This window comes from Volucribacter psittacicida (genome assembly GCF_004339025.1).
GTDB lineage: Bacteria > Pseudomonadota > Gammaproteobacteria > Enterobacterales > Pasteurellaceae > Volucribacter > Volucribacter psittacicida.
In genome coordinates this window covers 139,743-161,042 of the sequence record NZ_SMFT01000005.1, presented here as the reverse complement: position 1 = coordinate 161,042, position 21,300 = coordinate 139,743, and the positions used below count along the sequence as shown (strand labels likewise).

29 protein-coding genes are annotated in these 21,300 nt (G+C 43.3%); 1 reads left to right on the top strand and 28 read right to left on the bottom strand.

The window, feature by feature from the left end; translation table 11 throughout:
• Position 1: 1 nt before the first annotated feature.
• The 8 genes from EV694_RS09645 to EV694_RS09610 are packed head-to-tail and all read right to left on the bottom strand — an operon-like array spanning position 2 to position 7,861.
• A complete protein-coding gene (locus EV694_RS09645; RefSeq protein ID WP_132691951.1) occupies positions 2–571 on the bottom strand; it encodes a phage tail protein in 570 nt (189 codons plus the stop codon).
• A complete protein-coding gene (locus EV694_RS09640) occupies positions 564–1,670 on the bottom strand; it encodes a baseplate assembly protein (RefSeq protein ID WP_132691949.1) in 1,107 nt (368 codons plus the stop codon). Before EV694_RS09640 ends, EV694_RS09645 begins: the two co-directional genes overlap by 8 nt.
• A complete protein-coding gene (locus EV694_RS09635) occupies positions 1,667–2,035 on the bottom strand; it encodes a GPW/gp25 family protein (RefSeq protein WP_132691947.1) in 369 nt (122 codons plus the stop codon). Before EV694_RS09635 ends, EV694_RS09640 begins: the two co-directional genes overlap by 4 nt.
• A gap of 55 nt (positions 2,036–2,090) precedes the next feature.
• A complete protein-coding gene (locus EV694_RS09630; RefSeq protein WP_132691945.1) occupies positions 2,091–2,705 on the bottom strand; it encodes a phage baseplate assembly protein V in 615 nt (204 codons plus the stop codon).
• Positions 2,692–3,768: a phage late control D family protein gene (locus EV694_RS09625; RefSeq protein ID WP_132691943.1), complete on the bottom strand. Its 1,077-nt coding sequence runs from the start codon at positions 3,766–3,768 to the stop codon at positions 2,692–2,694. The genes EV694_RS09630 and EV694_RS09625 overlap by 14 nt, the downstream gene beginning before the upstream one ends.
• Positions 3,761–3,997, bottom strand: coding sequence for a tail protein X (locus tag EV694_RS09620; RefSeq protein ID WP_132691985.1), 237 nt, complete (start codon positions 3,995–3,997; stop codon positions 3,761–3,763). The genes EV694_RS09625 and EV694_RS09620 overlap by 8 nt, the downstream gene beginning before the upstream one ends.
• Positions 3,975–4,913, bottom strand: a complete 939-nt coding sequence (locus EV694_RS09615; RefSeq protein WP_132691941.1) for a phage tail protein — start codon at positions 4,911–4,913, stop codon at positions 3,975–3,977. The genes EV694_RS09620 and EV694_RS09615 overlap by 23 nt, the downstream gene beginning before the upstream one ends.
• Positions 4,913–7,861, bottom strand: a complete 2,949-nt coding sequence (locus EV694_RS09610; protein ID WP_132691939.1) for a phage tail tape measure protein — start codon at positions 7,859–7,861, stop codon at positions 4,913–4,915. The genes EV694_RS09615 and EV694_RS09610 overlap by 1 nt, the downstream gene beginning before the upstream one ends.
• A gap of 53 nt (positions 7,862–7,914) precedes the next feature.
• On the opposite strand from EV694_RS09610, the gene EV694_RS09605 reads away from it, so the two are divergent.
• Positions 7,915–8,193 (top strand): hypothetical protein, encoded by a 279-nt coding sequence (locus EV694_RS09605; RefSeq protein WP_132691937.1) that lies wholly within the window; start codon positions 7,915–7,917, stop codon positions 8,191–8,193.
• Here the strand turns inward: EV694_RS09605 and EV694_RS09600 are convergent.
• From EV694_RS09600 to EV694_RS09510, 20 genes are all read right to left on the bottom strand, one after another.
• Positions 8,178–8,315 (bottom strand): GpE family phage tail protein, encoded by a 138-nt coding sequence (locus EV694_RS09600; RefSeq protein ID WP_243646019.1) that lies wholly within the window; start codon positions 8,313–8,315, stop codon positions 8,178–8,180. The two genes, EV694_RS09605 and EV694_RS09600, sit on opposite strands and share 16 nt — an antisense overlap.
• 5 nt (positions 8,316–8,320) lie before the next feature.
• Positions 8,321–8,635, bottom strand: a complete 315-nt coding sequence (locus tag EV694_RS09595; protein WP_132691935.1) for a phage tail assembly protein — start codon at positions 8,633–8,635, stop codon at positions 8,321–8,323.
• 88 nt (positions 8,636–8,723) lie between these two features.
• Complete coding sequence (locus tag EV694_RS09590; RefSeq protein WP_132691933.1) at positions 8,724–9,242, bottom strand: phage major tail tube protein; 519 nt, start codon at positions 9,240–9,242, stop codon at positions 8,724–8,726.
• An 8-nt stretch (positions 9,243–9,250) separates the two neighbouring features.
• The gene (locus tag EV694_RS09585; protein ID WP_132691931.1) at positions 9,251–10,636 is read right to left on the bottom strand and encodes a phage tail sheath family protein; all 1,386 of its coding nucleotides are present in this window, start codon (positions 10,634–10,636) and stop codon (positions 9,251–9,253) included.
• A 10-nt stretch (positions 10,637–10,646) separates the two neighbouring features.
• Positions 10,647–11,111: a Gp37 family protein gene (locus tag EV694_RS09580; RefSeq protein ID WP_132691929.1), complete on the bottom strand. Its 465-nt coding sequence runs from the start codon at positions 11,109–11,111 to the stop codon at positions 10,647–10,649.
• A gap of 2 nt (positions 11,112–11,113) precedes the next feature.
• Positions 11,114–11,539, bottom strand: a complete 426-nt coding sequence (locus EV694_RS09575) for a DUF1320 domain-containing protein (RefSeq protein ID WP_132691927.1) — start codon at positions 11,537–11,539, stop codon at positions 11,114–11,116.
• Complete coding sequence (locus EV694_RS09570) at positions 11,539–11,802, bottom strand: DUF7210 family protein (protein ID WP_132691925.1); 264 nt, start codon at positions 11,800–11,802, stop codon at positions 11,539–11,541. The genes EV694_RS09575 and EV694_RS09570 overlap by 1 nt, the downstream gene beginning before the upstream one ends.
• A gap of 77 nt (positions 11,803–11,879) precedes the next feature.
• Positions 11,880–12,812 carry a major capsid protein gene (locus EV694_RS09565; RefSeq protein ID WP_132691923.1) on the bottom strand — a complete coding sequence of 311 codons (933 nt, stop codon included), beginning with the start codon at positions 12,810–12,812 and terminating at the stop codon, positions 11,880–11,882.
• A 9-nt stretch (positions 12,813–12,821) separates the two neighbouring features.
• Positions 12,822–13,796, bottom strand: coding sequence for a peptidase (locus EV694_RS09560; RefSeq protein ID WP_132691921.1), 975 nt, complete (start codon positions 13,794–13,796; stop codon positions 12,822–12,824).
• Between the two features lie 403 nt (positions 13,797–14,199).
• Entirely contained in the window at positions 14,200–14,658 is a 459-nt protein-coding gene (locus EV694_RS09555; protein ID WP_132691919.1) for a phage virion morphogenesis protein, read from the bottom strand.
• 133 nt (positions 14,659–14,791) lie between these two features.
• A complete protein-coding gene (locus EV694_RS09550) occupies positions 14,792–16,066 on the bottom strand; it encodes a phage head morphogenesis protein (protein WP_132691917.1) in 1,275 nt (424 codons plus the stop codon).
• Entirely contained in the window at positions 16,059–17,534 is a 1,476-nt protein-coding gene (locus tag EV694_RS09545) for a DUF935 domain-containing protein (protein ID WP_132691915.1), read from the bottom strand. The genes EV694_RS09550 and EV694_RS09545 overlap by 8 nt, the downstream gene beginning before the upstream one ends.
• Before the next feature lies 1 nt (position 17,535).
• A complete protein-coding gene (locus EV694_RS09540; protein ID WP_243646018.1) occupies positions 17,536–18,909 on the bottom strand; it encodes a terminase large subunit domain-containing protein in 1,374 nt (457 codons plus the stop codon).
• Positions 18,836–19,399, bottom strand: coding sequence for a DUF3486 family protein (locus EV694_RS09535; protein WP_132691913.1), 564 nt, complete (start codon positions 19,397–19,399; stop codon positions 18,836–18,838). The genes EV694_RS09540 and EV694_RS09535 overlap by 74 nt, the downstream gene beginning before the upstream one ends.
• Before the next feature lie 10 nt (positions 19,400–19,409).
• Positions 19,410–19,700 carry a VpaChn25_0724 family phage protein gene (locus EV694_RS09530; RefSeq protein ID WP_132691911.1) on the bottom strand — a complete coding sequence of 97 codons (291 nt, stop codon included), beginning with the start codon at positions 19,698–19,700 and terminating at the stop codon, positions 19,410–19,412.
• A gap of 3 nt (positions 19,701–19,703) precedes the next feature.
• Positions 19,704–20,036 (bottom strand): DUF2730 domain-containing protein, encoded by a 333-nt coding sequence (locus EV694_RS09525; protein WP_132691909.1) that lies wholly within the window; start codon positions 20,034–20,036, stop codon positions 19,704–19,706.
• Positions 20,033–20,164, bottom strand: coding sequence for a hypothetical protein (locus tag EV694_RS11060; RefSeq protein ID WP_279386855.1), 132 nt, complete (start codon positions 20,162–20,164; stop codon positions 20,033–20,035). Before EV694_RS11060 ends, EV694_RS09525 begins: the two co-directional genes overlap by 4 nt.
• Positions 20,157–20,408, bottom strand: coding sequence for a DUF2681 domain-containing protein (locus EV694_RS09520; RefSeq protein ID WP_132691907.1), 252 nt, complete (start codon positions 20,406–20,408; stop codon positions 20,157–20,159). The genes EV694_RS11060 and EV694_RS09520 overlap by 8 nt, the downstream gene beginning before the upstream one ends.
• Positions 20,405–20,626, bottom strand: coding sequence for a DUF2644 domain-containing protein (locus EV694_RS09515; RefSeq protein ID WP_132691905.1), 222 nt, complete (start codon positions 20,624–20,626; stop codon positions 20,405–20,407). The genes EV694_RS09520 and EV694_RS09515 overlap by 4 nt, the downstream gene beginning before the upstream one ends.
• Before the next feature lie 123 nt (positions 20,627–20,749).
• Positions 20,750–21,292, bottom strand: a complete 543-nt coding sequence (locus EV694_RS09510; protein ID WP_132691903.1) for an N-acetylmuramoyl-L-alanine amidase — start codon at positions 21,290–21,292, stop codon at positions 20,750–20,752.
• Positions 21,293–21,300 lie beyond the last annotated feature (8 nt).

Below are 21,300 nucleotides of genomic sequence, written 5' to 3'. Positions count from 1 at the left end.
ACTAAGCTGAGCCATGATTATATTTGCCGTCGTATTTCACCTTATTGTTGTAACGAATTGGCACCGCCTTGTAATCTAACACCGCCAAAATACAACGTGCGGGGGCGAAATTGATTAAGGTTTTACGAATATGGCTTGCCTGATCATTGGTAATAGGTTGCGATAAGCGAATAGCATAACAAGCCCAATGCTCCTCTTTAGGAATTTTGGCGACCACCTGATTGGAAGTGTAATCCCTCGCTTTTAACCCCTCATCAATTTCAATATCGCCAAAGCCCAAAGTACGCAATATTTCCCTAATGCTCCAAGGCGTGCCTTTAAAACGGTGTAACTGTACCGCGTGACGAATTAAACTGGTTTTAGTGCTATTACTTTCCGCCACCAATAAACCGTCATAGCCTGTTACGCTCCATTTTTCCGCTAAAATATCAATAAATTTATCGTCTAATAACTCCACTAAATTAGTCATAATCTGCCGTTTCTGCGGTAAATTAAGGCGTTTGCCCAATTCCGCCAATGCGGTGTATTTTGAGTCAGCAGCGATAATGGACGGATAAGTGAGTTTAGCCACGAGTTCTTTCCTCCAGTACATCAATGGTAATCGCACTACAGTTTGCCCACTGATTTTCCTCAATAATCATTTTGGCTGGGCTTAATAAAGCCACGTCGTAAACTCCCTCAACCCGCAAAGCAGAAATAATGGCACTGGGTACTACATCTAACCCTAATTTTTTGGTTTTTTCTGCTAAAAATTGTTGCAGGGCATCACGGGCTTTAGTTTTGACAATATCCTCTCTAAAGCCCTCAAATAAGGTTAATTGGGCGTGAATGCGATAGTCCTTTTTAACAGGAGCCACCACCTCAACACTGTCGCATAATGGTCGGCGTTTTTCCGCACTGACATATTGAGCAATCTCTTTCAACAGACGATCATCAGGTTGCCCCTGTTTGGTTAATACAGTGATCCGCACCAATCCCCCTTTAGGAGTTGCCACATTCACATCGGCAATGGCTTGCGAAACCGCTCGGACGTGGTAATCATAAGCGGCAATAGAGCCGCACGTACTAAAGGCTTCGGGTGCGGCTAAAATGCGTTGGCGGTAATCGTCATCGCTTTCTGTGGTTAAACCGCCGCTGGTAATATCAATATTGCTCACCTCAACGCTGCTTTGTGTATTCAGGGCAGTTTTAAGCTGTTTCACTCGCCCTACTTCCCAACCATTGCCCTCACGCCCTGTTTGATTACATTCCGCCTCGATCTCCACATAGGAAATCAAAGGGGTGATCACATCATCATTTAACGTTTGAAAAAATAAATTCTCATTGACCGCCACTACTGTGCCTTTAGGAATAACAATGGCACTATGCTCGCCTTTTACACTAAACTTTAAAACACAACGAGCAGGGGTATTTTGCAATCGGTAACAGCCCATAGTCTCGCCACATAAATCCAAGGCGAGTCCTGTGGCAAACTGGGGAAAGGTTTGTAGAAAGGCTTCATTAATGCCTTTTCGCACCAGCAGTTCACGATAGGCATAGGTTTGAATAATAGACCGCTCAATATGGGCAGGTTGTAGGGTTTTGCCTGTGCGTTGTTCATAATCGGCGATGGCATCCGCTAAAATCGTTTTCACCTCTTCAGCAACGATTTTGACTTCTTCACGTTTCATCTTACCTCCACCTGCGTTTGATAGATTTCGCGGTAAACATCTTCGGTTAATGACCATTTAATGCTAAACACAAAATGCGGGGCTTGCCCTGATACCAACACTTCATCCACCTTAATCCGTTTTTCCCATTGCTGTAATGCCATAGTGATTTCACGCACAAAATGAGGAATGGCAATATCTTCTGGGTAGTCAAGATATTGGAAATGATCGCTGCCGAAATCTGGGCGTAAAATATCGCTCCCTTTTAGGGTGTTGAGAATGTTGGCAATACATAAATGAATATCATCAATGCCCGCTACCACCGATTGATGTTCAGAGCTAGGGGCAAGTTGCCAGTGTGTACTGATTAATGTTTGTGTGTTCATAGCCCTTAGCATAACGGGCTATGAATGGAATTGATTTTAAAGGGGTTTAAAGATTTTAAGGTTGAGCATCAGAAGTCAGGTTACCATCGCCCTGCTCTCGGTGTTTATGAGCTTTCAAACTGATATTATCGGCTTTAATATCGCCGCCATGGGTTTGTAAAGCGCCATTAATGACTGCCGTTGCCCCATTTGCTCCGCCGTTGCCTGTCATACCTTGCATATAGGTTAATGAACCTTCTACCAACAAATTGCCTGTGGTTTTGGTGTCAGGGCTATCAATGGTGACTAAGGTAGGCGAAACCAGTGTAATTTTCCCTGTGGCTTGAATTAAAATATCGCCTGTGCGTCTGTCGTGAGAAATTACCGTACCATTGCGAAATTTTTTCATCCAAATATCGCCACTGGCAGCAGGGGTTGGATCTTGCGCATTATAAATCGTCCCCAATACACAACCGCTTTCTCCTTGTGCATCCAATAAAATCGCCACTAGCTCCCCCACATCAGGCAAGCAATAAAATTGATTTCCCCCAGCATTGGGCGTTAAAAAGGGGAGCCAGTCGGTTTCTAAATCCTCAAGGGCGGGCAGTGTACAACGCACCCGATGATTGGCGGCGTCCACCGCACTCACTAACCCTTGCTGAAACGTCGCGGTAAAATTATGGGTTTTCATCGTCTATCTCCTCTTCTGCCAAATCCTCTTCCGCTTGTAAATCATCGGGAATAAATTCAATCATTCTGATCTCAATATCTGTGGTATAACCCTGTCCTCGGCTAAGGGTATGTCTGGAAGACTTAATCAAATATTTCCCTGAAAACACGCCAAGGTTACGCAGGACAATGGTTGCCCCTGCCACCAGCTCGGGATTGCCCACTAACTTAATCTCGCCTGCACATTGATCTTCATTTTGCTCAGCTAAAGCGGATTGCCCACGTGCTTCAATTTGCTCTACACTCTCGCCACGAGCTACTACCACTAACTCATCGCCACTGGCGGGCGTGGCTTGGGGCATATCAGGACGAAGTGCGGTGGTTTTTTGCGTTTTTTTCAATAATTTTTTACCATTTGTATCAAAACCACTAATATTCACGCTTTTCGCGGTATCTTTAATCCGATCACGCAAACGCAGAGAAATCGTATCCTGCTCTTCTAAAATCAGCACCGCTTCACTTTGCCCCAACGCATTTTTATCGGTAAACACTAACTGATCGCCGACAATTTTAAAGCTATGATGATATTCTCGGGCAAGACGGGTTAAAAATTCCACATCACGCTCTTGATATTGGGTAATGCGTTTAATCGGAATAGGCTTAATGGTTCCCACCACCTTGAGCTTTAAATTTGCCGCCACCTTTGCCACAATCTGTGCAAGGGTCGTGTTCTCATAGGCTTTCGGTTTTAAGGTGCGATTAGCCCGACTAATCCCTGTACTTAACGCCTTCAAGCAAAGATAAGTAGGCTTGTAATAATATTCCACCTCATCAATTTCAAACGCCCCAATCTCCACAAGCTGCTGTCCTTGATAGCCAATTGCTGCCAGCAATTTATCCCCTTGGGTCGGAAACCAAGCACGAATCCATTTACCTGCAATATCTTCAAATTTGACCGTTAATTCATCAGATTGCCCCTCTAAATAATCGGTATAACTCAGCTCAATCAAATAAGGCTCAATCTCTGCGGTAATATTGGTTTTTTCATAAAATAACGAAAAATCAGGTTTGGCGACCTTAATCATGGTTTACTCCTCGTAACCAAGGGGGCATATTCGCATTATGGGTCGGTTTCACATTTAACACAGGAATATAAATCACCGCCCCTGTGGGCAACACTTCACAAAAGCTAATATGCGGATTGGCATCAATAATACGGTTATAATCAAAGGCATTGCCATAATATTGATAACTGAGTAAATCCCAACGCTCGCCTTGTTTGACAATATGTTTAAGTAAGGTTTGTTGTGTCATCATCTTCCTCATCAGCACGAATGACTATCCAAGCGGTCATCTCCGCCACTTTAGGGGCGATAACCTCAAAACGATGGTTGATCTGATTAAAGTGAGTTTCAGTGCTATCAAATAGGCGATGCCAATCTTGCTTTGCACTGCTCACCACCTGATTGACTTCTTGATAAACTTGGGAAACGTCGCTATAAATCTCGCCCACCTCTTGCACAAAACCGCTCACCGCAGGTAAAACCTCTGCAATCCCCTCAAAAATACCGCCCATACCTGTTACCTCGCCAAAGCCCCCCAAGGCACCACCCAGACTATTTAATGCACTGGGCAAATAAGCCAAAGCTAAACTTGGATCATTGACCATTTGTTTGGCGATGGCTAAGGTATTCTGTGCTTCATTGACTAAGCGTTTGCCTTGCTGATAAATTTCTACCCCTTTATTGACCGCACTTTTTACCTCTGATAACGCATTGGTCACGCTTTCAGGTAAAATAGACCCTAGCAAGGATTTTCCGCCCAAATTTAATGCCTCGCCTAACAGGCTCTGTTGAGGGTCACCAACAAATTCTTTAAGCTGAATTTTTAACTCACGGCATAAGGCATTGCCTCGTGCGTCAGTATAAAGGGTAGTGGAGGTAATGCTGGTGATCACAAAGTTGCCCTTATATTTGCCTCGCCCCCAAATTAACGCGAGGGCTTGCTGTTGGCTTTGTGCTTTCAACAAGGCTTGATAACGGCTTTCCACCCCGCCAATTTTATAATGTAGCCGCAAAGCAAAACTTAATTCAATTAATTGCTCACCCATGGCTTGCAGACGGGGCTTTCCCTCCAGCACTTGATGTTCTGCAAAATTTGCCCCATGGGTTTCGCTAAACTCTGTGAGATCAATGGGTTCAAAGGCAATGTTACCTAATAGACAATACATTAATATGCCCTCCGTCTGCGTCCATCTTGATAATGGTTCATGGTACGGATAATCAGCTCTTCAAGCTCCCTTAAACTCAAATTTAAGCCCTGTTGAAGGTCGTTTAAAATCCCTGCCTTATCCTGATTGCCATTCAGCTGAATAGTGGGGTTAAAATGAATAGTAATCCCTTGTTGCCCTGCAGAATTGGCTTGCCGTTGCTGATATTGCTGGCGTAAGGAACGATAATGCCCTTGTGAAGTTTCACTGCCTTTAGGATTAAAACTCGGCGTTCGCCAATCTTGTGTTCTTGCTAAAGTTTGTGTTGGGCGAAACCAATCTACCAATGACTTGCCAAAGTCTTTGGTTTTTTGCCAAAGGTTTGACCAAAAACCGCCTGATTGTGGAGCCGTCATTGCCATATTGGTACTAAATACAGGTTGAGCCTCCACGACCTGCGGTAAGCGCTTCGTGGCTTTAGACGGACGCGTCTGTGTGATTTTAGCGGGTACCGTTGGCGGCATAGGTTTTAAGGCTGGCTCAATGGCTTTACTCGCAAGTTGTGTCATCTCCAAAGCTGGGGCAATGATTGGTGTACTGATTGCCGATTGCATATTATCACTGAGCTTATCAACCACACCTATTGCCTGTCCTGCTGTTTGGCTAAGCCCAATCGCAAGCCCCTGCACCGTATTTTCCCCAAAGCCCATAAATACTCGACTTGGCGAATGAATGCCGAGCTTTTCGGCAAACCAGTTTTTAATGCCAGAACCCAATTCAGCAACAACATTTTTTGCGGATTCCCAAGTATTTTTAATCCCATTCACTAAACCATCAATAATGTTTTTACCAAAGTTGGTAAATTCATTGGGTAAATTAATGCCAAAATAGGACAACACACTGGAAAAAACCGTAGTAAACAAACTCAAGGGATTAAAGGCTAAAATCAAATCCCCTAACACCGAGAAATTGCCACTAAATAACGCCTGAATAGTTTGCCAAATGCCTGAAAAATAATTGCTGACCCCATCCCAAACTGCCGACCAGATGCCTGTAATCCCATTCCAAAGATTGCAAGCAAACTGCCAGAATTGGCTAAAGATATTTTTTACTTTTTCCCACAGTTGGCTAAAAAAGCCTTTAATGGGTTCCCAGTATTGGTAGATAACAAAAGCGGCAATACCAATGGCGGTGATTACTAAGCCAATGGGGTTCGTCATTAACGCACGTCCTAACGCCACAACAGCGACTTTAACTAAACCAATTCCCTTTGATAAAAATAGTGCGGCTTTACTTACTTTAGCAAATTGCCCTGAAGCATGAGCTAAACGCATTAAATTAAACACTGCATTAATTTTAGAGCCAATGGTCCATAATGAAATAAACGGTGATATGGCTAAATTGACAGCATAGCCAATACCTAAAATGCCCAATTTCATTGCCAGCAAGCCCCCAATAACGCCAGCAACAGTTTTAATCAGCCCTTTATTTTGTTCTATCCAAGGTGTAAGACGGTTTTCAATAAATACCTGTGCTTCATTAGCAAAGCGTTTAATATCCTGGGCAAAAGCTGAGCCAAAACTACCAACGGTACTTTCCCATACCCCTCCGAGTTGTTCTAATGCAGAAGCTAAGGTTGAGGTTTTTTGGGCGATACGCTCTTCTAAAGTGGCTTGTTCTTGCATTTTTGCTAAAAATTCATCAAGCCCTTTTTGTCCTTTTTCAGCTAAAAGCAATGCCAGCCGTTTTCCTTCAACCCCAAATAGCCCTTCAGCGACTAAGCCAGCCCCTTCATCGCCAAATTTTTGGCGGATAATATCTAACTTTTCTAACTCCGCCATCATGCCATTGATGCCTTTGAAGTTGCCTTTTTTATCCCAAAACTCAAAGGCGACCCCACTTTTGTCCATAATATCTGCGGCTTCCGCTTTCATTCCCTTTTTCGCTTCAGCTAACATTTTAGGACCTTTATTCATACGATCTAACATGGTAGAAAAGCCCGTACCGAATGAAGTCCCCTCCATACCTTGTTGGGCAGCTAAGCCTTCAATGGCAAAGATTTTTTGCGTATTCTCTCGTCCAGTAAGCTTCATTGAACGCACATTAGAGGCATAATAAGACATTGCCCCATACATTTGCTCTTTATTCATACCAGCCGCAAACATGGCTTTTTGCAAATCATCAGCTACCAAGTCAATATCTTTTTCCGATAAATCATGAGCTTCAAGCATCTTGGCAAAAAACTCCCCACCAGAGGCTTGATCCATATCCAGTAATACATTGAGCTTAGCTGAAGTCTGTAATCCGCCATTAAGTAAGGTGTCATCACGAATACCTTGATTTTTTAATGCTCGTGCTAAATCATAAAAATCTTTTCTCGTCCCAGGCAAATCACGCCCTAAATCCCCCGCAATTTTTGCTATTTGTTCAAACTCACCAAAAGTACCATCGGCTTTCATCATGGCAATTTTTAAGTTATTAGCACTTTCTTCTTGCTCAATAAAGGTTTTCACAGACTTCCAAATTGGCATTGCCACCGCCATACCATGCGCACCTGTTTCAACCATACTGCCACGTAGCGCCTGACGTTTTTGTAAATGTTCTTGTTGACGAGAAATGGCTTTACTTAAGCGTTGTTGACTTTTTTCTGATTGAACAATTGCCGCATTAAATCGTAACTGTTCTTGCCGAGCCGCAGCTAAAGACTTTTTAATTTGCTCATAACGACGTTTTAATTGGTCTAAATTTGGAGCATTATTACGCTGTGCCTGATAAATTTTTAGCCATAACTCACGCTGACGACGTTGTGAGCGTTCTATTTGGTTATTTAATTTATTATTACGCTGATGGGCAGAATGCAAGGACTTCCCTAACCGCTCCACAGTTTGTTGGGCTTTACCAAAAGCAGCTTGGAATGAACCTTGAATTGCTGCGCCAATGACTAATCCAATTGCTAATTCATTTGCCATTTATTCGTTCTCAGGTTAAAGTAAAGGAAATTCATAAAGGTGGGAAAATTCAGATGAAAAAAATGAACATGGATCGCATTCAACTTATTGCAAAAACCACATATTTCTGTGCAGTAGGTGGCTTTGCTCTGTGGTTTGCTTTTTATCTTATGACCGCATTACCCGTAGATGCCTCTATGCTGACTCTGTCCATTTTTGCCTTTATTTATACCTTTATTTGGGCATTGGTTGTGGGATTACTTGGCGTAACCCTTGGCTATGTGGTTGCCGCCTTATCTTTTCTCTTTGCAATAATTATGGAATGGGGTTACGGACTTTATAAACGTACATAACCCGCTTTCACTTGGCGGTTCATCTGTTCTACCCAATTAGGAATATCCTCTAAATCTAATTCCATCAGTTCTGTGGGCGACCAGCCGAACCACCATGCTAAATCCGCAAAGATTTCTTGCAAATCGGCTAATTTTCCGACTTTCCCGCCGTTAATAATTTAGTGATAATTTCGGTCATTGCCTGTATATCTTCATTATCCATTTCATCTAAATCTTCAGGTAAAATATTGGTTAATCGGCAAATATAGAAATTCGCCATTTTAATGTTGTCTTTTTCTGTATCAAATTGTTGGCTTTCAAAATCTCGTAAATCTCTGCCTTTTATACGGCGGATTTGTAAAGATTCAATGACTGAACCATCAGGCTGATGGATAGGGTATTTCAACTGATAAGTGGTTTGAACACGTAGGTTGTTTAATACTTGTTGAGCGGTATTTGCCATAAAAAAACTCCTTGAATAGGTTAATCATTAACATCATCAAGGAGTTTACTCAAACAGCTTAAAAAAGGCTTTTAAAGGACTTTAAAGATTATTGCCCAATATTGGTGCGGTATTTGGCTAACACATCTTCGCCATTGATACGGAAGATATTGGCAAACACATCCACAAAGAACACTTCTCTGCCTGCCACGCTTTGCTTAATAGAATAAATCTGGAAAGCATCATTATGCTCGGTGGCTTCCTTGTTCTTTAAGCTACCGCCTGTGGTTTTGCTAAAACTCACATTCATAATGGTAACCATTGGCTCTTCTGCCACCAAACCACGGGCATCAAACACCTGTAAATTAGAACGTGCCATTAACTGCACATTCTTATAAGGATTCGTGGTTTTAATCCGCACTTCAGGATAGAAACTATCCCAAGTCACTTCTCCCTCAAGTGCATTAATCCCCGCGGGCAGTTTTAAGGTACCATGTAAACCTAAGCCTTTATGCTCAATAAATTCAAATTCAATATCAGGCAATTTAAACTCTTTCGCCTTACCCAATAGCGAATTGCCATCAATATACACATTGGCATTCACAATCTGATTAATCTGTGTACTCATTTTTCCTCCTAGCGACTTGAGACTAAATTGGCTAAATATTTACGGGTCATCACCGATTTATTGGTAATCAACTCCGCAGGGATTTTCGGGGTATAGTCGTATTTTAATGGCACCTGTCCTTTACTAAAGGCATCGACTAAATCGTAGTCATAATCAAGGCTGACTGAATAACCCACAATAGAAGGCAAGGCACGTAAATAGGTATCTACCGTTTCAATCAGGCTGTCAATTAACGCCTCATCAATTGGGCGGTCAATATATTGCAACTCCGAACGACGAATGCTTTCATCAATTAAATCCCCTGTACGCAATGCCGTTTCAAAGTTAATAATATGGGTAACTGTAGGGTAGTTAGAAGAGCGGTTACCCCATAATCTAAAGCCTGTACCAAAGCTATTAAACACCGTAGTAATACCCACCGCATTGAGTAAATTCGTTTCTGATTGCTCATCATCTACTCGGGCGGTTAACGGAATCTCTAAGCCAATCACCCCTTGTAACGCACGGTTAGAAGTAGAGAACCAATAGCCTTGCTCGGTATCCACTTTCATCCGCAAACCTGCGGCGTGTACCGCTAAATTCTCAAGGGTATTGTGGGAACCCTGCACATAAGGGAAAAAGTGGCGAACCCGCTCTGAACTGGCAGAAGCGTTAATGGTGCCGAGTGGACCCCGTCCAGAAATCGCTTGTGATAAGCTCGTGCCTTTAGGTAACTGAATATAAGCCACCGCTTTTAATTGTTCGGCAAGGGTCGCAAGGGCTGCCGCACAACTGGCGGTATTATCATAATCAGGACAAAGCAAGATCTTAGCGTCTGCTCCAAATAAGTTAAAACCATCTCGTAATAATTCAAAGCCTTTACGCTTACCTGTTACCGAGTCAATTCCGCCCTTGATTTCGTCCTCAGTGACTTTATTTGCATCAGCATAATGATAAGTCGCTTTTAAATCGTTATGAATTTTATTGAATTGAATTTCGCCCGTCAGCAAGTTCACAACATAGTCAGTATTTTCAACGAGTGCATCACTTCCTGACTTTAATGTTAATGATAACAAGGCTTTTTGTGTAGTATAAGCGGTCAATGTGGCATTATCTTGTGTCAATACTTCATCGGTAATTTCCGTTTTATGCTTGGTGGGATCAAGCACATTCACCACATAAACCTTACCTGCTGCATAACGGGCTAAAATATCAAAAGCATCGGGCAAGCTAAAGCCTTGATTGATAATCGTGCCAAATTGGGCAAAATCTTTGCTGGTCTGGCATAAGGTTAATTCATTGACTGCCCCAAGGGGTGCCGTTCCAACAATGCCAATAATTGCCCCATCAACGGTTTCTACCGCGACAGAGCCCCCTGTTTCGCGCACCGTTTTGGTGCCATGATGAAATGCCATAAGTTGTCTCCTATGTTTTTTTCTGAATATGAATGGTATTTAATGCGGTTAAACTGGCTTGCTCTATTTGCTCCACTTGCCAGGTTTCTGTTTGGATCATCAGTTGATATTGCCATAGCCCATCTTCCTCGCCCGCAAAGGCTTCGCTAATTAAATGACAAGGGGTGCAATGGGTTGGCTTAAAGCCCACAATGGCAAGCCTAATCTGATCTAATACCGCTAATGCACCATTATCTTGATGTTGACTACGGGCAATGACCGTTAATGCCACCTGTATTTTTCGCCGTTGCTGAATAATATCGCTACTATCAAGGCTATCGAACTCAGAGCCTGCGTATTGCACCAAAATCGCCCCATATTCATCGGTTAAATGATAATGGGCTAAATCATCAGGAAAGAGCTCTACGCTAAAGGATTGGGTTTTATCCCATAGCCGTTGCCTGATACTGTCTAAAATGGTTAAGGTTTGGCTCATGGTTAATATCCTGATAAATCCAGTTTGGCTGGGGCTTTGGCTTTAAATTTTAGGCTAGTAGGCTGGCTAGCTTCCCTTTGCTCGGCAATGCCCAAATGCAACTTACCCGCTTGAATACGCTCTAAATCTTTTAAGGCTTGCTCATAGGTTTGCTTGACATTGTCTGGAAAGCCTTTGCCATCAGGACGGCGTGAATAAAGCCAAAATCGGGCTAAGTACAAGCAAATATGGCGCACAATCGTCGGTACTTGGACTAAAGGTAAGGGATAACGTGAACGTAAATAGCCATCCACCATTTCACTGGCATATTGACAAGCTCGTTCAACCACGCTTTCATCCACCGCCGTCGCGCGTGACGTATCATTAGAGAGACTAATTAAAGTGGGTTCGCTAACGATTTCCTTTATATCCTGTACCGAGATATACATTATTGTTTATCCTCTGTGGCATTCGCCTGTTTTGTGGCATTTTTCTTTGTTTGAGCTTGTTTTTCCACTTTTTCTTTGGCTTTACGCTCTGCTTCAAGACGTTTAGCTTCCGCTTGTTGCGCTTTTTCTGCTTCCTGATCAAGCTCAACATATAACGCCAGCTTGTCAGCCTGTTGCGGGGTAAGCTCAATCTGATCGCCTTGCTCATAGCGTTTGCCATTATGTAAAATGGCCATTGAAGCGGTCACAATATAGTTTTTCATTGTTTACTCCTTAAAAATTTTTCGTCAATTTGACCGCACTTAAAGGGGCTTTAAATGCGGTTTAATGCACCTTTAAATCAGGCAATACAGTCCTTAATCAAATAGCCTGCCGCTTTGCCCACTAAATGCGGTTTATGAATATCGGTACAACGAATCACCTCTAATTTACCGCCTTGCTCTTTATAGGTATCCACAAACAAGCCTTGTTTACGGCGTACGGTGTAACCATAAGAAGGCTCATAGACTGTGCCTTTTTTCTCTGTGGAGCGAGGTGCCACATAAGCCAGTACAATGGTTTTGCTCCAAATATCTTTGAGCACATTGCTTTCCTCTTTCACTGCCTCACCAATTTTCACTTGTTCCACATTGATTAATTTGGCAAAGATTTCAGGGGTAATAATGCCCACTTGCACATATTTGATTTTCTCGATGACTTTTGGATGCTCTTTAAGTACCTGCCAGACATCGCCTGCAATCACACAAACATTCGGCTTACGCCCAATGGTACGTTTAATGGTTCGCACCCCATCCGCAATCACTTTAAAGGGATCAGATTGGGGATCACTAAATTGTGACGTGCCGCTTAAAGCGATTTTATTGGTCATATCATAACTGTTGTCATTTTGCGCTAAGGTGGCGACTTCCACTTCACGCCCTAAGGCAATCACATCTTGCGTGGTCTGTAAGGCATATTGGCGTAAGGAGAAAATGGCTTCATTTTCTTCACGATAGTCAATGGCATATTCCACATCATGCTCTTCTAATGCCACATCAATGGCGCTAATATCTTCAGGATCTAAACGGTTTGAGGAACCACGTAAGCTACGCACCGTATTAGGCAGCCTGAAAGCTAAACGTCCAAACTGCGGGATTTTGCCTGCCTCTTTGTCAATTTCCACCACAGGCATTAAGGTTTCACAAATCAGTTCATTGTTGCGATAGCCTTGAGCTAATTGGGTTAAAACAGGGTCTTGCACACGTAATTTGGCAAGGTCGTGGGTTTTAGTCATAATGTCTCCTTAATGGTATAACGCATTAAACGCTGTGGTGTAATCAACATTGTGTTCGGTCATATACTGACGAATAGCCTTATCTGCCTCAATAGACGCAGGATCAGTGCCTTCTGCATATTCCACACAATCCGTTTGTTGGCTTGCGACTTTCTCTTTGTCCGCCACTTCGCCAAACTCTAAAAGCACAGGGCTTGCCGCCAGTGCGGTTTTAAATTGGCTTAAAATATCTTCGCCCTCATTAAACTCAGGCTCACGCCCTGCGCTGATTTCCGCCAAGTTATTTAACGCCGAAAGCAATGGCGCTTTGACCACAGGGGCAAGTTTGCCTTCTTTCACTAAGCCTTCGGCAAAATCAGCATTGGCTTGTTTGACGGCGTTTAAAGCCTGCTCGGCTTTTTCTTGCTCAAGGCGTTGCTTTTCTGCTTTTAACAAAGCATTTTCCGCTTGCATTGCCTTAATTTCTTCTTCTGTCATTAAAGGTTCTCCTTGTTGGGGTTGAGTTGAAATAGGTTGCTCGGAGTGGACTTGAGTACAAGGGGCTTGCTCGCTATCACAAAAATCCACAATCCCTTGCTCATCATCACTAAATTCCACTTGTTTTAAGCCTTTCACCGCAGGCGGCATTGCCCCCAAAAAGCCCACGTGGCGTAACATCAATACCCCTTGTTTGGGATTGGCTGGGCTATCAGGCAAATAGAACGATGCAGAGACTTTCTTAAAACGTCCCGCTTGCACCATCTCGGCAAAATCAGGATCTAATTGCGCTACTTGGGCTTTTAAAATATCGCCCTCTACTTGCAAGGCTTTGACCCAGCCCCAAGCAGGGTGATTATGGCTAGGATGTCCGATTACCAAAGGGGCTTCGTGAAAATCAGGATCATAGTTGTCAGCGACCTGCTGCAAATCCGCACAGGTAAAATGGTATTCCTGCCCAAAACGGTCAGGGCGTTTACCTGCTCTAAAAATGTCAATTAACGGCATAATGTTCTCCTTAATGCGGAACATTATGGCGAAAGGGAAAAGAAAAGGCTTTTAAAGGGCTTTAAAGATTTCAGAGGGCAGAAGACAGAGGACGGAAGACAGAGGACAGAAGTGAACAGTAACCTGAAAACAGTATCCAGACTGATTACTGTTAACTGACTACTGTCAACATCAGTCCTCTGTCTTCCGTCTTCTGTCCTCTGACCCGTTTAAATGCCGTTTAAATTGCTCAAGGATTGTTTAAATTTTTTGACGAATACCTAAGGCTACCTGAAAGCAAAAAACGGCTAAAAACAGCTTAAAACGGCAAAAAGTCATCAAGGCTTTTCAGGCAGCCTAAACGCTTAGGCTATTTGATTAAAATCGCAATGATACAACATTGCCAATGCACTATGTATTAGCGTCATTTTTGACTTAACTGACGGCGTAAAAGTGCGGTGGCTTTCTGCAATAATCTTTGCTTATCTTGTTCAGTTACCCCCAACCAAGGACGGGCAGGAATAAGCACTTTCCGCCCTCTGCCCGCTTTGCCGCCAAATTGATGCAAGCGAGCATATTTGGCAGAGCTACCAAACTCCAAGCGTTTATCATCATAGTTATAGGCGGTTTTATCACTTAAATAACCATCTTGGCGTAGGATTTTCAGGCTTTTGCCTCGTTTGCCTTTTTGCGCCAGCGTGGCAGGCGATAAGGCTCGCCACTTTTTACCCTCGGGGCTGATCTCTTGCTTAAAGCGTTCTTTATGCAGTTTCTTTAAGGTTTCGCCTAATACACCATAAAGTAAACGAGGTTTTTTTAATTGATTAGCAATACGCCGTAGTTGCTGATTAGCTTGTTTATCATCAAGGGTAATTTTTATCATTGGTTTAGCTCGTTTATGATTGATTAAAAAACAATAAAAGCGTATGATTTAGTCAGCCACAGGGGTTTCCTACTGGAAAGGTTACGATTGGTTTGTCGCCCGTATTATCCTGTTCGAATCAGGCAAACTGTGGCTAATCTAAACTTCCCCATAATAATTGATAAGATTTTTTCAAGTTTATCCAATCTAAATCGGAGTTGATTATTGAACCTGTCCTAACTAAATTCAATTTATGTGTCAGCTTTTTCCCTGATAATGGATCTTTTAATTTCACTTCATAATCCAATTTCACTGCCACCTTGCCTTGCTCCGTCTCAAAAATATACAGTAAATTGTCTTTGCCTGAGCGATCGGTCTGCAATAAAATCGCTTTGGGCTGTTGCAGTTTTTCAGGCAGGTTATACCAAAAGGCTTCGGGCAAACTTAACTGCTTGGCTTGTTTGCTTTCTCGCAGGGCGTGCAGAATATCCTGATCACGCACCGCAATCACTGCGGTTTGTGGGGTTCTATCTAAGCGAGTTAAACGCTCTGTCACTTGATGGGGTAACGTCCCCACATATTTTAATTGCCCACGAGCCACTTTTTCCGTTGACACCTGTTGTACCATTGTCCGCATTGACTGATTAAGCATAGTAGTGGCTGACGTGGTTTTTAGCACATCACGCAATAATAAATCGGCAAATCTAGGCTCACTGCTTACTAGCTTTTGCATCAACACTTTATCAATATCGGCATCACGGCTAGCCGTGAGCTGATTAAAATCATAGGGGCTAAAGCCCACATCATAGCCTTTCGGCACACTGACCCAGCGAGGATTGCCAGAACGAACGCCCACCCGTTTATCCACATATTCAATCGGCGGAGAAGCACTTAAGGTTTTGCCCATGGCTTTTAAATCCGCTTCATCGTGTGCGACTACCGTACAATGGCAACCATAAGCCTTAATGGGGTAGTAGTACCGCCAAAAGGGATCGGTGGCGGGCAAAATGGTACCATCTAAATCAATATGCGCTTGGCGTGGGTGAGCGTTATCATTATGTTGATACTCCCAATAAGGCAACACCTCCGCCAACGCTAAATGCTGCTCAAGCCGTCCGCGGTTATAAGAGGCATAAACATTAGTGTCATAAATAATCCTTGTCCGCCAGTTGCGACCGCCTTGGTATTGCCAACCTGTTTTTGCCACAATCTCATCAAAGCGTTGGCGAAAGGCTTCTAAGGTTTCCCCTTGCTCAATGGCATCATCTACTGCTTGCCGAAGGGCTCCTAACACCTCATTACGATGCGCCCCTGCCACCACAAAAAAATAATCATGCTCTTTGCCTAAAATATCTAAATAGCTATGGGTGGGTAAATTCAGCTTTTTGGCAAAATAGCGAGCTTGATTTTCAAAAACAAAGTTATCCATTGCTTTGCTCCGATTTTTTGCCTTTGGCTTGTTGTTCCGCTTGCACAGACTCACGCCCTGCTAATTGCGCTAAGGTGGCGGTTTGAGCTAATAGTTGTGAATACTCGGCAAAGGAAAGCTCGGGAATCAGGCTGTCTAATTGGCTACGAAAATCCTCAAGGCTTTCTGCTTGGCTTAATTTGTCCCTAACCCCCTGCAACCATTGATCTATCATAGGTTCGCCCGTATTGGCTAACTGATCCACCAGTTGATCTGCAATGGATAACGGCTTCTGAGCCTCACTAAAATCACTGCTTTTTAGCACCGCACTTTGTTGATTTGGTTCTTTATCCGCCTTTGCTAGCTCAATATCCCCCTGCTCAAAGCCATAGGTTCGCACCAGATATTGAGGGCTAAAGCGTACCCCCATTTGATAGAGCTTTTCATCACGCTCTACTTGGGCGGTATCAATGCTTTCTTGCTCATATAACTCAAATTTTGGTAATTGGTTGACAGAATAATTCAGTTGGCAAATCCACTGTAATAACTGGTTAAAGGTGGTCTCCACCAAACGGGCATCATCATCACGAATGGCGCGAGTGACCTCTAAACCAATAGTGGCACTGGCACGATTGCTGTCTGCTTCTGTGGTTTGGTCTTGCCCCAGTAAAGCCACCGAAATTTCAGATTTACAATAGCGTAAAAAGGCATCAAAGACTTCAGAAGAACCGCTTTTACTGCCACTTTCCAAAATACTAATGCTGCTGTCATCAGGAATAGCCGCTACCGCATTACCCACCATCGCTTCAAGGCTATCCAGTAGCTCATCAATTTCATTATACTGAGCTTGGCGAGGGTGTTTTCCCACTAAAAACGGCGTGGCATATTTTTCCACAAACTCTAGCCAAAATTTAAGCCCGCCCTTTTTAAAGGTTGCCGCCCAAAAGCATAAAGCTAAATCAGCTTTGCCATAAGGGTTGGTATAGTCAGCTTGGTTAGTGGTTAATAAAAACTTCATTTCAGGTAAAGGCTCGCCCCAAATATTGTCTTTAGTGCGTAATTTAAGCTGATTATCTTCATCAAAGACAAACCATTCCTGTGGTTTACCCACAATGTCAGTAGGCAACCAAATCCCTTGCTGGTTCTGCCACATCACTTCCATGACTTGATAACCAAATAAGCCCGCATCAAGAATCTGGGTGATCAGGGTATTTAATGGCAAGGTTTCAAACCATGCCATTAAGGCTTCATCAACCTGCTCATTGCCTGTGGTGGTTAATCGCCACTCCAAGCCCTTAATCGCTGCTTTACGCCGTTTAATGCAACCGCCCACGTGGCTATCGGCTAAAATTTCCCGATAAACCGAAATATCCCGCCCCATTTTTTTCAACACAGGATCAGGATTAGGCAAATAATGCATAAATGACCAAAAATCAAAGGCTTTGGCTCGACTGGCGATAAGGCTGACTAAATCTTGTTTTTTTGCCATATTAATATCCTTTTGTTAATGCACGGCTGGTACGTTCTCGCCGACTGCTGGCTTTGCTTGGCACTAATACCGACTCTTCTGCCGCCAATAAGGCTAAAAAGCACGCCCAAGTTCTATCGGCGTGTCCCTGACTATCGCTTTCAGCGATAAAACGGGCTTGCCCTGTGGCACTGGTGACTTTCTTTAATTTATGCAAATCTTCTCTGAGGGCTTGATCCCCTTGAGGAATACGAATTTGACGGTCTTCAAAGGCTTGCTTACCAAGGGTTGCCATATTGAGTTTAGTAGCAAGATTAAATAGCACCCCTTGCACCCGATTATTGCCGTGTTGATACTTGGCATCTTCCACCATTTTCTCGCCCATACCTGTTTGGTCAAGGCAACAGCGAATAACCCGATATGAGGCAAATACTCGCTCTAGTTCGGCTAATTGTTCCCGTAAAGAAACCCGTTTTAGACAGAGAATTTCCCTCGTCCAATAAATATCGCCCACCAGCTCTAATACCCAAATCACCGTTAAATCGCCGCGCACCGCAATATCCATACCCACAAAACAAGGGTTGCCTGTGTAATACTCGGCAATGCCTGCTTGAGGGTGTTCCACCCCATCAATTAAGTCATAAGATAGCCAGCTGCTTGCCTCGTCTAACCATTGCAATTCAAACTCTTGCGCCCAAGCGTCTTCATCATTTAGCCCTTGGCGTAATTGCTCAATATCACGAGGCAAACCCTCTGCCACCGATTGATAAATATCTACTTCATGGCGAGACCATTGACGGTTATTCACATCCGTCATCAGCTCATAAAACTTATTGCCTTTGCCGTTGGGCGTAGATACCACCCGCAACTTCCAACCTGCTGAAATCACAGGAAACAGCGCTTTCCAAATCTCTCGGCTATTTTGATGAAAGGCAAACTCATCTAAAAACACATTGGCAGAAAAGCCCCTAGCCGTATCAGGATTGGCAGGCAAAGCGGTAATTTTTGACCCCTTAGGAAAAACCACCTCAAGGGCATTAATGGTGGTATCCTCTTTAAAAGGGACTTCAAGCACTTCACACACTACGCCCATTGCCTCAAGATGACGTTTTATTCCCTCATTCATTGCCTCTTTAGCTTGACGCTCACCCCGCGATAAAATCACCCAACGTGTTTTCTCGCCACGCATTTCCGCTTCTAAACAATCCAACACAATTTCCAAGGTAGTGGTAAAGGTTTTACCTGTTTGGCGAGCAAACATAGCCACTTTAAAACGGCTTTTATCATTTAGCCAACGTTTCTGATAGGGGTAAAGAAGGGTATTATTCAATGCCATAGACTGCCTTAACCATTTTCGCCACATCGTCCATATTCGCCCCCATTTGCTTGCCTGCATTTTCTACTGCTTCCGCCGCACGCTTAATGGTTTCTTGGCGAATCGCCTGCTCACGTTTAAAACTTAAACTTTCTGCTTGCTCTAATCGTTGTACCGCACTGGCAAGCAAGGCTAAATCTTTCGCATCGGTGCCGTTTTCGCTCATACCGATAGAGGTTTCAAAGGCGATATTTTTTACCATCTCCATTAGCAACTTACCAATATCGGACTGGGGCGCTTCGCCAAACTGCTTTGTCCAAATCTCCGCCACTTCACGGGCATTGCGGATTTTGCTTGCCATTTGCTCCATACGGTTGGCATAACGGTTTAGCCCTGTTTTGCTGAGTAAAGCACTGTCAGGCAGTCCACAATCACGGATTAAATCGTTAATTTCGGCTAAAATTTCACTTTGCGAAAACTGCTTATCACGCAACATCATTGCGAGTTGGGTTTTGATATTCGGTGGCAATAAATCAATTTTGCTGGCACGCCCACGTTTTGCTTTATCCATTCTCGCCCCCTTAGGCTCGTGGCGTTGGGCGTTTGACCCCTGCCACAATGGCTTGCCCACGTGCCACATCTGCGCCACGTTGGGTCAAGCTGGCGACAAAGTAATCATTGGTAAGCCGTTTAATGGTTACTAAGCCTTGCTCTTCTAACCACAGCAAATGATTACGCACCACATCTCGGCTAACGTTATGCCCATAAATCTCTAAGCAATCATCTAAAATACTCTCATTGGCGTCATAGCCCGCCTCAAGCAATGAACGTAATATCACTAATCGTTGGTCTTCGGTAAAAATGGTTCGCATAGCTTAATCCTTTCTTAATACTTTATCTTCAATTAATAAGCCTACTTGATGATTAATGGCTTTCATCTGGGCATTGGTCGATTTGGTTTCGCCTTTGATCTCGGTCATCAATAATTCAAGGCGTGCTACATCTTGTGCGGTGGGTAAATTATCTACCTTGGTTTCCAGTTGATTTAAGCGTTTATCATAATGCTCAATGGTGTCCGATAACGCCCCCACATCACCTTTTTTGGCATATTTGCTGTCCATTTTTAGCCAAAATGTCGCCCCCACCAAGCCAATGACCGTTGAGATAATCGCAAAATGGCTACGAATAAATTCCCAGATTTCTATCATTTTTCTGTTTGCTCCTGTTGGCAAAGTGTTTGGTATAGTTGGTTATGACTTAATACCTGCCGTTTGGTTTCCGTCGTGTCTTTTGCACTGGCATAAATCAAACCAAAGGCACTACAACCGCTAATCACGTAATGCACCTTGCTTTCGCAACTGGCGATTAATATCGTCATCAGACAAAGTGCGGTGCGTTTGAGCAATTTTTTTCGCAAGTTTGGCATTTTTTAACTCCTTATTGAGTGCGGCAGCCTCCGCTTTAATTTGGTTTAAGGCTTGTTGTTGCTTTTGCAGTTGGCGAGTAAGCGATCCTATTTTCCAATAGGCAAAGCCTGCTAAACCGCCCAGCAGTAAAATTCCTGTTAATAACATTGTCATTGTTTTGCTCCTTTATTTAAGGCATTAGCAAAGCCTTTAGTAGCAACACCTCCGCCGCAGAAAATGGCAAAAGTCATAAACAGTTCTGGCACATAAGCCCGATCAAGCCAAACACAAAACACTAAAATCCCTGCCATTAACAAGGCACCGAAAAACTGGATAAAACCTGTGGTTGATAAACGTCCGTTATCATTGGTAAATAATTCAGATAATTTCATACATACCTCAAAAAACCACCGCAAGAAATGCCATAAATAAGAACCAACCCCAATAAGCACTTTCCATTCCTAATAAATAAGCCGAGCAGGCAACACAAACGGATGCAAATAAATATTCCATACTTAATCCTTAAATAAATGATCAACATTAATCACTTCGCCACTATCCAGCCAACTCCAAACATCAAAACAAGGGCAAGCCTTAACCCATTCATTGGGGGTAATAGTGCCATCACCGTTTAAATCAGGCGATAAATCACGGTGTCCATAAATACGAGCATGAGGATAACTGGCTTCCAGTTCACACAATAAACGATGTAAAGCCTGCCACTGTTTGGCGGTATAGCGACCATAGTTTTTACCGTCAATGCTAATACCGCCTACCAGACAAATGCCGATAGAGCCTTGATTGTGTCCTTTAATGTGTGCGCCTGTTTCGCCTACTTTTCGACCTGTTTCCACTGTGCCGTCGGTATCAATCACATAGTGGTAGCCGATATGTTTTAAATGGGGATTAAATTGACTCGCTCGCCATGTTTGACGTTTAAAGCCTCTTTTGGCGTGCCATTCATCAATGCGTTGTGCGGCAGTAAGGGTTTTATTGCGTAATAGCTTGCCATTTTGCGTGGCAGAGCAGTGGATCACAATTTTGTTGATTTGGGTCATAAAAAACT

Coding starts and splice junctions, on each gene's coding strand:
- EV694_RS09580 (WP_132691929.1), bottom strand. CDS start 11,111: ATGAGCCAAACCTTAACCATTTTAGACAGTATCAGGCAACGGCTATGG.
- EV694_RS09510 (WP_132691903.1), bottom strand. CDS start 21,292: ATGACCCAAATCAACAAAATTGTGATCCACTGCTCTGCCACGCAAAAT.
- EV694_RS09615 (WP_132691941.1), bottom strand. CDS start 4,913: ATGTATTGTCTATTAGGTAACATTGCCTTTGAACCCATTGATCTCACA.
- EV694_RS09540 (WP_243646018.1), bottom strand. CDS start 18,909: ATGCAGGCAAGCAAATGGGGGCGAATATGGACGATGTGGCGAAAATGG.
- EV694_RS09555 (WP_132691919.1), bottom strand. CDS start 14,658: ATGATAAAAATTACCCTTGATGATAAACAAGCTAATCAGCAACTACGG.
- EV694_RS09635 (WP_132691947.1), bottom strand. CDS start 2,035: ATGAACACACAAACATTAATCAGTACACACTGGCAACTTGCCCCTAGC.
- EV694_RS09575 (WP_132691927.1), bottom strand. CDS start 11,539: ATGTATATCTCGGTACAGGATATAAAGGAAATCGTTAGCGAACCCACT.
- EV694_RS09595 (WP_132691935.1), bottom strand. CDS start 8,635: ATGGCAAATACCGCTCAACAAGTATTAAACAACCTACGTGTTCAAACC.
- EV694_RS09535 (WP_132691913.1), bottom strand. CDS start 19,399: ATGGATAAAGCAAAACGTGGGCGTGCCAGCAAAATTGATTTATTGCCA.
- EV694_RS09610 (WP_132691939.1), bottom strand. CDS start 7,861: ATGGCAAATGAATTAGCAATTGGATTAGTCATTGGCGCAGCAATTCAA.
- EV694_RS09620 (WP_132691985.1), bottom strand. CDS start 3,997: ATGACACAACAAACCTTACTTAAACATATTGTCAAACAAGGCGAGCGT.
- EV694_RS09570 (WP_132691925.1), bottom strand. CDS start 11,802: ATGAAAAACTATATTGTGACCGCTTCAATGGCCATTTTACATAATGGC.
- EV694_RS09550 (WP_132691917.1), bottom strand. CDS start 16,066: ATGGATAACTTTGTTTTTGAAAATCAAGCTCGCTATTTTGCCAAAAAG.
- EV694_RS09590 (WP_132691933.1), bottom strand. CDS start 9,242: ATGAGTACACAGATTAATCAGATTGTGAATGCCAATGTGTATATTGAT.
- EV694_RS09625 (WP_132691943.1), bottom strand. CDS start 3,768: ATGATTAAGGTCGCCAAACCTGATTTTTCGTTATTTTATGAAAAAACC.
- EV694_RS09560 (WP_132691921.1), bottom strand. CDS start 13,796: ATGCCGTTAATTGACATTTTTAGAGCAGGTAAACGCCCTGACCGTTTT.
- EV694_RS09585 (WP_132691931.1), bottom strand. CDS start 10,636: ATGGCATTTCATCATGGCACCAAAACGGTGCGCGAAACAGGGGGCTCT.
- EV694_RS09525 (WP_132691909.1), bottom strand. CDS start 20,036: ATGATAGAAATCTGGGAATTTATTCGTAGCCATTTTGCGATTATCTCA.
- EV694_RS09605 (WP_132691937.1), top strand. CDS start 7,915: ATGAAAAAAATGAACATGGATCGCATTCAACTTATTGCAAAAACCACA.
- EV694_RS09515 (WP_132691905.1), bottom strand. CDS start 20,626: ATGAAATTATCTGAATTATTTACCAATGATAACGGACGTTTATCAACC.
- EV694_RS09545 (WP_132691915.1), bottom strand. CDS start 17,534: ATGGCAAAAAAACAAGATTTAGTCAGCCTTATCGCCAGTCGAGCCAAA.
- EV694_RS09640 (WP_132691949.1), bottom strand. CDS start 1,670: ATGAAACGTGAAGAAGTCAAAATCGTTGCTGAAGAGGTGAAAACGATT.
- EV694_RS09630 (WP_132691945.1), bottom strand. CDS start 2,705: ATGAAAACCCATAATTTTACCGCGACGTTTCAGCAAGGGTTAGTGAGT.
- EV694_RS09520 (WP_132691907.1), bottom strand. CDS start 20,408: ATGACAATGTTATTAACAGGAATTTTACTGCTGGGCGGTTTAGCAGGC.
- EV694_RS09565 (WP_132691923.1), bottom strand. CDS start 12,812: ATGACTAAAACCCACGACCTTGCCAAATTACGTGTGCAAGACCCTGTT.
- EV694_RS09530 (WP_132691911.1), bottom strand. CDS start 19,700: ATGCGAACCATTTTTACCGAAGACCAACGATTAGTGATATTACGTTCA.